Consider the following 10,520-nt stretch of genomic DNA (forward strand, 5'->3'; position numbering starts at 1 on the left):
TTCAACAATTCGAAAATCTAAGTTTTTAAATTTAATTAATTAGGTTAAAATTATATTTATGAAGTTATAATAAATTTTTTTATAAAAGTAAAAGTAAAAATAAAAATAAGTATAAATACATAATAAAACTCTATTTTAATTAATATTAACAGCTATTTACTAAAATTAATTATTTTTCAAACGTTTAATTTTTATTATTCTTTTAAATGCTTTAATTTAAATTTAACTAATTAATATGAGTTATTTGCTAATTAGAAGAACCTTTAAAACAAATTTTTAAAAAAGTTTGATCAAATAAGTTTTCTCAAAAATAAAGAAAACTAACTTAAATAAAAGCTTTTTACAAATTATAATTATTTTTAAATATTTATTTTTTATAAAAATATATATTAACACTTTTTCATACATTTTAACATATTTTAATTAAATGTCTGCTTTTCAAAATAATAATTGCACAGCCATTTAAATGTTCAAATTAGGAACTATTGAATTTTATTGAGAGATTGTTTATACTTTGATTTAGTTTATTTAATTCAACAGAACCAATCTCTCCAGATAAATTTATTAAATAATCTTTGTACATAATTGCTGAAATTAAAACAATGATTATTACTCCACCAATCAACAGTATCATTTCAGCCCCAACTTGCCCACTTTCATTTCTAGTTATTTTTAAATAGATTTTTGTTAATTTTTTAAGTATTTCCATCTTATCACATTATCAATAATCATATTTTAGCATTTTAAATATTAAAATTCTAGGTTTATCATAATTCTCAATCATAAAATTTATATTTCATATTAGATTTCATTTTTATTTTTTATTTTTTAGTTTTTACTTTTTATATTCAATTTTTCATTTAGCGGAATAGTGAAATTAAATAGTTAAACTTAGGAAACTTGAACCAAAGGTGCTAATAATATAAAAAATTGAGTATGAAGATATTACTAATGCAATAGAAAATTTTATTCCTTTTAAAAATTTTCCATAAAGTATTGTACCAATAATAAATCCTACTAATGTAGAATGTATAATAATATAAGCAGAAGCAGCCATTAGTCCTGTTTCAACAAGAGGATTTTCTTTTCCAAGATTATTTAAAAAAGAGGAATAAACACCAACCATTCCTAGTGCAAATGGAGCAGCTATTACTGCTGAAATAATTAAAAACATTACAGACATCATCACTGTAGATTTACGTTCTTTTTTTATCTGATTTACAGTTCTTAAATCTCCTGCAACACTATCTATTGTGTCTGCTAAATTTCCTCCACTTTTTCGCCCTTCAAGTATTAGTTTAAATGATCTTTCTAAATCTAATGATTTCAATCTTTTTGGAATTTTCATAATACTGTTTTCAAAATTTTCTCCCATTTTTATCTCAGTAACAGACCTTTTTATTTCATCGTAAAGTGGTTCATTTTCATATTTAGATAATTCATCCATAGCATTTTCAAATCCCATCCCTACCCTTAACATAGAAGCTATTTGCCTTAAAAAATCTGGAATTGAGTTTTCAATTTTTTCTATTCTTTTTTCTTTTTTAAATTGTAAAAATACCATTAAACTTATTGTTGGAGTAAAAATAGAAGACAAAATTGAAAGAATCAAATTTAAATTAAATATCCATGAAATGGTTATGGATAAAAAAGTTAATAAAAAAGTTAATATTGTTAAATTAAACAGTAATTTAGATAATTTGACATTTAATCCACTGAAAATAAGTATTTCATTAAATTTTTCTAAGTATTTTTTATTAATGAATTTTTTAATGATTTTTGTACAAAATTTTTCGTTAATCTTTTCATTAATTGTTTCTATTTCTTTTAATTTTTCATTAATCTTGTTTAATGTCATGTTTTTACCTGTTGAAAAATATTTGTTTAGATTTTTTATTTAACTAGTTATAGATTTTTCTTTTTCTATGGGGTTTTAATTTTTTTTATCCTTGTTTATTAGCTTTTTTTTCAAAATCTTTTTTCTTTAATTTTTTTTTTAATGCTTTTTAATTTTTTTTTCAATTCTTTGTTATTTTTAATTTAAAATAGGCTTTAATTTACCTAAAACTTTCCCTTTGTTTTGAACATGTACAGTATCTTCAATTCTAATTCCAAATTTTCCTTCTAAATATATTCCAGGTTCAATTGTTATGATCATATCTTTTTCTAAAATTGTTTGGTCGTTTTTACTTACATTAGGTTTTTCATGAATATCTAAACCTAATCCATGACCTGTTGAGTGAATAAAATTATCTCCATACCCATAGTCTGTAATTATGTCTCTAGCTACTTTATCAATTTCACATAATTTTTTTCCAGGCTTTACTGATTTAATGGCTGTGTTATAAGCTTCTAATACAATAACTTCAATTTCGGCTTCTTTTTCTGTGTAGGTGTATGTTCTCGATGTATCACTACAATAATCCATGTATTTACAACCCCAATCAACTAAAATAGGTTGTTTCATTTTTTCTTTACTTGGTGAACTATGAGGAAGGCTAGTTTTTTTACCTGTTGCAATTATGGTGTTAAAGGATTCTTCACTTCCACCATTTTCGCGAATTAACATTCCTAATTCATAAGAAGCCATTAATTCACTAAAAGATTCTTCTTGTTTTTTTAGGATATCTAAGTCTAACAATGATTTATGGGCAATATTACATGCAGTTTTAATTTTATCTACTTCCTCTTTTGTTTTTATCATTCTTTCTTTTTCTAAAATATCGGATTGTTTTATTTTAAAGTCCTGCTTAAATTTATCATATATATTAAAAGCTAAACTTCCTTCTATTAGCAAACCACTATTGATATCATTTTTTGTACCATTTTTGTCATGTTCACTTTTTATAGATTTTATAACTTGAGGGATTGATTCATATTCTTTTAGTGTAATTTCTGAAGTATTTTTAGCATTTTCCATGTCCATTTTAGAAGTAAAAATAACTGGATTTTCTTTTAAAATACAAAAAGCAATTGAAGTAGGTTTATAATTTGAAACATACTGAATATTTTTAATATCATACAATAACATTCCATCATATCCACTTTCATGGATTTTTTGAATGATAGAATCTAGTTTTTTTTCATTTACCATGTTATCTATTTTTCGTTTATTTTTTAATTTATTTTTTAGTTTTATTTTAGTTTTTTTAGTTTTACTTTAGTCTTTTTTTATCTTTATTTTAGTCTTTTTTTATCTTTATGGTAATGATTTATTAATTTTAACTGCTCCCGCCAACCATTGCATTTTGTATTCTTGTGTGTGGTCCTCCATCACCAACTGGAGCACTTTGACCAGATTTTCCACAAAAGCCAAGACTAAGCTTAAAGTCATTTCCAAGGCCATCAATATTTTTTAATGTTTCCAAAATATTTCCAGAAAGAGAAACATCTCTTAAACTTTCTTTGATTTCTCCATTTTCTATTTTAAATGATTGAGATGCATTAAATTGGAAAATTCCTTTTCCTGTATCAACTTGTCCACCTCTTGAACCTTTAAGATATATTCCTTCTTTAATATCTTCTATTAACTCTTCAAAACTCATATTTCCAGGTTCAAGATAAGTATTACTCATTCTCACAATTGGTTGTTCACTTATAATTGATCTTGAATTCCCAGATGATTCCATATTTAGCTTACTTCCTGTTTCACGTGAATTTAAGAGTGAAACTAATTCTCCATCTTTAACAAGTTGATTTTTCTTTGTTTTAACACCTTCTCCATCGTAAGGGTAGTATCCAAAACCATCTAATCTACTGGCATCATCATAGATATTTACAATTTCAGATGCAATTTTATTTCCTATTTCATCTTTGAGAATAGAATCGTTTTGTAAAATTAAATCTGCTTCAACTGCATGACCTAGTGCTTCATGGATGCAGACTCCAGTAAGTTCACAGTCAGTCATTACTGGAAAAATTCCAGATGGTGGTTTTTGAGCTTTTAATAAATCTTGAGCTTTTAAAGCTATTTTTCTACCAAAATTTTCAATATCCACATTAGAAATGGCTTCAAATCCTTTAGCCCCACCTATACTTCCATGGGCAAATTGAATAATGTCTCCGTCAGAAGCAACGGCATTTAAAAATAATCCGCATCGTGTTTCATCAGAAAGTATCATGGTTCCTTCACTGTTAATAAAAAGGGTTTGATTTTCACTGTCTGAATAACTAACATTTGTTGAATTAATACTTTCAAGATTACTTGCATTTTCAGCTTCTTTCATTACATTTATTTTTTCTTCAATTGATACATCAGATAATGAAATCTTTCTAGGAGTTTTTACTTTATCTTTTATGGTATCTGCAGGTGCAAGTTCAACATCACCATTTAAGGATTTTGATAACTTAATAGCTTTTTCTCCAATTTCATTTAAGTTATTAAAATTATTTGTATATGCAAATCCCCATGCACCATTATTTAAAACTCTAATTCTTACTCCACATTCCATTCCAGAGTTAATTTCTTGAACTTTACTATCTTTAATAACTAATTCATTATTATTGCCATATCCTCCTCTTATGTCTACATAATCACTTTCTAAGGCAACTTTTTCCACAATTTTTTCAAATTTTTCTATATATTCTTCCATTTTCTCACATATTTTTTAAGTTTTATTTGATCATGGTTTAATAACTTTAACTAGCACAATCTTTTAAATAATATAATCTTTTAAATATAATATTTTAGTAGTTTAAATATTTTAAGTATAATTATATTAAAAATAATATTAAAAATAATATTTTATATAAAATATTACTATAACTTAGTATTACTTAATTATTTATTATTAAATTAACTTTACTAATTTTATTGGGTTATTTTCCATTTTGACAATATTTTTTAAATATTTTTTTATTTATTTGTATTATAGTGTTATCTCTTAAAAAGCATATATTTTTAGTAGTTTTAGATGTGTATAATTTTAGATATTATATAGTTTTAGATATTATATTAATAATCATAAGCTAAATTTAAAAATATAGTTAAAAAATTTAGGAATATAGTTAAATTTAAAGAATATATTTATATTGATTTTTAAATTTTCAGTGGTTTAAATGACAAAGTTGTACAAGAAAGTAGCTGTTGGAGGAACATTTGATAAATTTCATTATGGGCATAGGAAATTACTAGAAACAGCTTTTGGATTAAGTGAATTTGTTGCTATTGGAGTCACTTCAGATAAATTTGCCCAATTAAAAGGAGATATAGAACCTTGTAAAATTAGAATGTATAATTTAAATGATTTTTTATCAAAAGTCCACAACGATTTTCAAATTTCTAGACTTGAAGATCCTTATGGAATAACAATTTTTGAAGAAGATTTTGAAGCCATTGTAGTTAGTGAAGAAACTGAGCCAAATGCTATCAAAATCAATGAAATTAGGAAAGAAAAGGGAATGAAACTATTAGATATTATTGTTATTTCCTATGTTTTTGCAAAAGATAACATTCCTATTTCATCTACACGAATAAGAAAAGGGGAGATTGATATTAAAGGAAATATTTTGTATTAACCTTGTTTTGACTTTTTCTTTTAATCTATTCATTTTGATTTTATTGGCTAATTATTGTTATATTCATTTTTTTATAATTTGTTTAAAGCATAATCTCTTCCATTTTCTATCAATGTTACCATGGAATGATTAATAGACGAATTAATTTCAACAATGAAATTAGCAACAATAATGACAATTACTATTATAATTCCCATTAAAAGGATCATTTCTCCACTTAATTGACCATTATTTTCTTTTATTAATGATTTAATTTTCATATTATTTAAGAAAAATTTTTTTAACTTGTATTCATAGCCATTCTAACATCATTTACATCAGTACTTGCATTTAAATTAGTACTTCCAGATGCAAAATATGATCTATAGATTAATAAAGCCGCAATAGCTATTACTATCACACCACCAAATAACAATATGTATTCAGCAGCTCCTTGACCATTTTCTTCATTTTTTATTTTGCTTAATTCGTTTTTTATTTTATATAACATTTTAAAATCTCTTTTTTTATTTTTCAATCTTATTCTATTCTGTTTTTTAGTTTTTTAATTTTGTTTATTTAAATATTTTTATTTTAATAGTTTTGATGTTTATTTTTTTATTTTTTTAATACTTTTTTATTTTTTTAATACTTTTTTACTTTTTTAATAGTTTTTTATTTTTTTCAATTTTCTTATATTTTCTATTTATTTCATTTATTTCATTTATTTCATATTTATTTTATATTTATTTTCTACTTATTTTCTTTTTTTTCTTAAAAAACATAAATTTATATATTATTTTTTTTATATATTTAGATATTATAAATCAAAAATATCTCTCAAAAATATTTTGAAAAATATTTTGATATTAATATATTTTTTTAAAATTAATATTTTAGTTGCTATTTTAGTTACTATTTTATATTAATTTTTTAATTAAAATTTGTTTATATTTATTTAATTTGCTATTTCACTATTTACTTTGTTTACAATCACGGGAGGAATTTAATGACTAAATTTTTTATTTCATGTGCATTGCCTTATGCAAATGGCCCTTGTCATTTAGGACATTTAAGATCTACATATATACCTGCAGACATATTTGCAAGGGCTAATCGTATGATGGGCAATGATGTACTTTTAGTTTGTGCTACAGATGAACATGGAACTCCAATAGCTGTTAAAGCAGATAAAGAAAATAAAAAACCAATAGAAATAGCTACCCGTTATCATAAATTAATTTCAAAAGACCTTAAGCATTGTGATATTTCTCTTGACTTTTTTGGAAGAACCACTGCTAAGGCACACTACAAAATGGCTCAAAATTTCTTTAATTATCTTTATGAAAAAGATTTAATCTATGAAAAGGAAATTGAACAACTTTATTGCTACGAATGTGAGAAATTTTTGCCTGATAGATATGTTGAAGGAACATGTAGGTTTTGTAAAAGTGAAGGGGCAAGAGGGGATCATTGTGAAGTTTGTGGACGTCATTTAGAGCCAAGTGATTTAATCAATCCTAAATGTTTAAGTTGTGGTCATATTCCCGTTATTAGAAAATCAAAGCATTTTTTCTTTAGATTATCTAATTTTCAAGAAGAAGCTGAAGAATATATTAACAATAATGAAAATTTACCTTCAAATGTCCGTAATTACACAAAAAACTGGTTAAAAGATGGTTTAAAAGATTGGATTTTATCTCGTGATATGGATTGGGGGATACCTATTCCTTTACCTGGTGCTGAAGGAAAAATTATTTATGTATGGGTTGAAGCATTAATTGGTTATCTTTCTGCTGCATTGCAATGGTCTAAAGAGAATAATGCTGATTGGATGGACTATTGGAATGATACAGCAATTCATTTTATTGGTAAAGATATTATTTATCACCATGCTATTTTTTGGCCTGCAATGCTAGAGGGTCATGGTTGTAAAATGCCAAATAATATAATAGCTGGAGAGTATCTTTCACTTGAAGGTAGGAAAATGTCTACAAGCCAGAATTGGGTTATTTGGGTTAAAGATTTTGTTGAAAAATTTGACAGTGACCTTTTAAGATATTATTTAACTATCAATGCTCCTTTAAATAAAGACACTGATTTTTCATGGGATGATTTCCAAAGAAGAATCAATGATGAACTTGCAGATGTAGTAGGGAACTTTTTACATCGCACATTTACTTTTACAAATAAATTTTTCCATGGTAAAATTCCAGAATTTAAAAATCCAAATAAAATGGATTTAGCATTTAAATCTAAAATTGAAGCTATTCCAGATGATGTTTTTGATTTGATCTCAAATTATAAATTTAGAGAAGGATTAGTAGAAATCATTAAATTAACAAAAGAAGGAAATAAATATTTTAATGATAAAGAGCCTTGGAATGGAGTTAAAAATGATTTTGAATCTGCATCAAACTGTCTTTATCTTTCAAATCAATTGTGTCATATTTTAGCTATTTTACTTAAGCCATTTTTACCAAAAAGTGCAGAAAAAATAGCTAAAGTTTTAAATACTAAAATTAATAGCTGGAATGATTCTAAAATATTTTTAGAAGTAAATCATCCTATAAATGAATCAAAACCATTGTTTATAAAAATAGATGATGAGATTATTCAAAAAGAAAAAGACTTATTATTTGAAAATAGTGTTCTTGGAAACAGTGTTCTTGAAGATAATGGTATATCAGATACTAAATTTGAGTCAAATTCATCTAAAAATAATGATAAGAATAATAATTATAGTAACAATGAAGACATTAAAAAAACTAATAAAACTAATGTAAATAATAAAAATATTAAGAGTACTAAAAATAATGTAAATAATTCTGATTTATACAAAAATGAGGATAATATGAGTGATTTAATAAGCATTGATGAATTTGCTAAACTTGATATTCGTATTGGTCAAGTTGTTGAAGCAGAAAGAATAGAGAAGTCAGACAAATTATTAAAATTAAAAGTAGATGTTAAAGATAAAATTCTTCAAGTTGTTGCAGGTTTAGCTAAATCTTACGACACTGAAGAGCTATTAAATAAAAAAGTCACAATATTAGTTAATTTAAAACCTGCTAAGCTTTTTGGAGTAAAATCTGAAGGAATGTTACTTGCCACTTCTAATCAAGCAGGTCTTTTAACTCCTGAAAAAGGAGATGTAGGAGAAAAAATACAATAATTTAATAAAAAATAGCAGTTTATAAAAATAGTAGTTTATAAAAAATAGTAGTTTATAAATAAATTAATAATTTTTATCAAGAAATCAAACTAATTCCCATAATTTGTCTTGTTATATTTGAATTTTTCACAAGCCTCACGGTGAAAAATCATGGAAGAAACTAGCCTTATAAAAAAAGCAGAATCATATTTAAATAAAATAGCTAATAAAAGAATTGATTTATCAAATGTCTCAAAATTAGATAATTTTATAAATATTTACCAATCATTTACCCAATCTTTAGATGTTTTAGTTGAAATGAAAAGTGACATGGAAATGAGGGGATATATGTCACCATATAGTTCATTAACTAAATATGGGGCTCCAATGTCTAATGAAGTTCACTATGATGAACTTGCAGAGATTTCTCGCCATGGGCAGTCAGTTAGAAGATGTGCAACAGCTAAAAAGATTATTTTGGATAGAATAAAATCAGCCATTGATTCTCATAAAATTGCAATTGCTCATTTAGAGGAGTATGCTTTAATTAATTGTAATAGCTGCTATAATGAATACAAACTTTCTGAATTTTTAATCCTTAAAGAAAAAAAATGTAGCTGTAATTGTTCTAACTTTTCTATATCTCCTAATCAAAATACTGTTTATCGTTTAGACATTATTCCATATCTACCCCTATCTGGAAATTATATGGTTTTAAGGGCGCAGTTAAGCCATTGGGGAAGAAAAGCATATACAAAAATTGTAAATTCTTTAAGTAAAAAGAAAAAGGCAGTAGTTAAAACTGTTTCTCTTGCAATTAAATATAATAAAGACGGGCGATGGCTTACAAAAAATCTTAACTTAGATTCTGATTATGTTGACTTATATGAAGAGAAAATCAAAGAATTGTATGGAAAAGATGCTAAAATATTGCGCCTAAATTTTAATCATTCTAATCCTTCTATTATAAATGATAAACACACCATTACTGCTCTTGCCTTAGCATATTCTCAACTTTCTCAAGAAATTGTTAAAAAAAATTCATCTTCTATTTTAAAGGAAAATATTTCAGATTATAATTCATTAAAGTCTTACGATAATATTATTTTTTCAATAAAAAATGAACAGCCACGCTTTATTGTTGATGAAAATAGTTTAGAAGAATGGAGAGATTTAAAAATAAAAGACAGCTTAAAAGACAAGGGGTTAATGGATAAATCATTTAAATTAAACCCTAAGTTAAAAAAAGACTTATATTCTAGAGAACAACTTGAAAATAGAATTTTTTCTGAAATAGGTAATGTATTAATTTTATGGGATATTTTTAAATATTATTTAACTACTTCTAATGATAGGAGAAAAAGATACAAGGGGCTTTTTCCTTATCTTCGAGGAGACATTGATAGAACTCAAAGAGAGGTTTTTGCAAACTATAATCCTAAGACAATAGATTTACTTGTTAAATATGGGTGTGAAAAAATTCTTAAAATTAAGGATATGGATTTAATTCTTTTTGAGAAATTTAAATTAGAAAAAAAAATTAAGGGGTTAAATATGAACTTTAACTATCTTTTTTTAGGTGCTGCTTTGATTAGTTTAAATTCAAATTTAGATTGGGAAATAATTGAAGAAAACTTCAATATTAATAGTGAAAAAATTAAAAAAGGAATTGAAGATATTAATATGATTAACCAACCAAGAAGTGACAAATCTAAAAAATTTTTAGGTTTAGTAAGCAACTTTTAGATTTTAGCATTAATTTAATTTTAATAAATAATTATTTAGCATTATTTTAGTATTATTTTTTTTTTTTTTTTTTTTTTTTAATTTTTTGTTATTAAATATTTTTTTTTTTCTTTTTTTTATATAT

Annotated in this window: 9 protein-coding genes; 3 read left to right on the forward strand and 6 right to left on the reverse strand. The window is 24.5% G+C overall.

What is annotated here, in order from left to right:
* Positions 1-475 precede the first annotated feature (475 nt).
* The 4 genes from MBCUR_RS09035 to MBCUR_RS09050 all read right to left on the reverse strand — a co-directional run bounded on the left by MBCUR_RS09035 (position 476) and on the right by MBCUR_RS09050 (position 4,592).
* Positions 476-709 carry a hypothetical protein gene (locus tag MBCUR_RS09035; protein ID WP_067092580.1) on the reverse strand — a complete coding sequence of 78 codons (234 nt, stop codon included), beginning with the start codon at positions 707-709 and terminating at the stop codon, positions 476-478.
* Between the two features lie 168 nt (positions 710-877).
* Entirely contained in the window at positions 878-1,858 is a 981-nt protein-coding gene (locus tag MBCUR_RS09040) for a type II secretion system F family protein (RefSeq protein ID WP_084269678.1), read from the reverse strand.
* A gap of 177 nt (positions 1,859-2,035) precedes the next feature.
* Positions 2,036-3,094: a M24 family metallopeptidase gene (locus tag MBCUR_RS09045; RefSeq protein ID WP_067092581.1), complete on the reverse strand. Its 1,059-nt coding sequence runs from the start codon at positions 3,092-3,094 to the stop codon at positions 2,036-2,038.
* A gap of 127 nt (positions 3,095-3,221) precedes the next feature.
* Positions 3,222-4,592, reverse strand: a complete 1,371-nt coding sequence (locus MBCUR_RS09050; RefSeq protein WP_067092582.1) for a TldD/PmbA family protein — start codon at positions 4,590-4,592, stop codon at positions 3,222-3,224.
* A 466-nt stretch (positions 4,593-5,058) separates the two neighbouring features.
* On the opposite strand from MBCUR_RS09050, the gene MBCUR_RS09055 reads away from it, so the two are divergent.
* On the forward strand, positions 5,059-5,517 hold the full coding sequence (locus MBCUR_RS09055) for a phosphopantetheine adenylyltransferase (RefSeq protein WP_067092583.1): 459 nt from the start codon (positions 5,059-5,061) through the stop codon (positions 5,515-5,517).
* Between the two features lie 71 nt (positions 5,518-5,588).
* Here MBCUR_RS09055 and MBCUR_RS09060 read toward each other — a convergent pair whose 3' ends face one another.
* Complete coding sequence (locus tag MBCUR_RS09060; protein WP_067092584.1) at positions 5,589-5,777, reverse strand: class III signal peptide-containing protein; 189 nt, start codon at positions 5,775-5,777, stop codon at positions 5,589-5,591.
* A 20-nt stretch (positions 5,778-5,797) separates the two neighbouring features.
* Positions 5,798-6,007, reverse strand: a complete 210-nt coding sequence (locus MBCUR_RS09065; protein ID WP_067092585.1) for a class III signal peptide-containing protein — start codon at positions 6,005-6,007, stop codon at positions 5,798-5,800.
* Positions 6,008-6,505: 498 nt separating this feature from the next.
* Here MBCUR_RS09065 and metG point away from each other — a divergent pair, with 498 nt between their 5' ends.
* Positions 6,506-8,671 (forward strand): methionine--tRNA ligase, encoded by a 2,166-nt coding sequence (gene metG, locus MBCUR_RS09070; protein ID WP_067092586.1) that lies wholly within the window; start codon positions 6,506-6,508, stop codon positions 8,669-8,671.
* Positions 8,672-8,821: 150 nt separating this feature from the next.
* Positions 8,822-10,396: a DUF530 domain-containing protein gene (locus MBCUR_RS09075; protein WP_067092587.1), complete on the forward strand. Its 1,575-nt coding sequence runs from the start codon at positions 8,822-8,824 to the stop codon at positions 10,394-10,396.
* Positions 10,397-10,520: the final 124 nt, after the last annotated feature.

Source organism: Methanobrevibacter curvatus (assembly GCF_001639295.1).
Lineage (GTDB): Archaea > Methanobacteriota > Methanobacteria > Methanobacteriales > Methanobacteriaceae > Methanoflexus > Methanoflexus curvatus.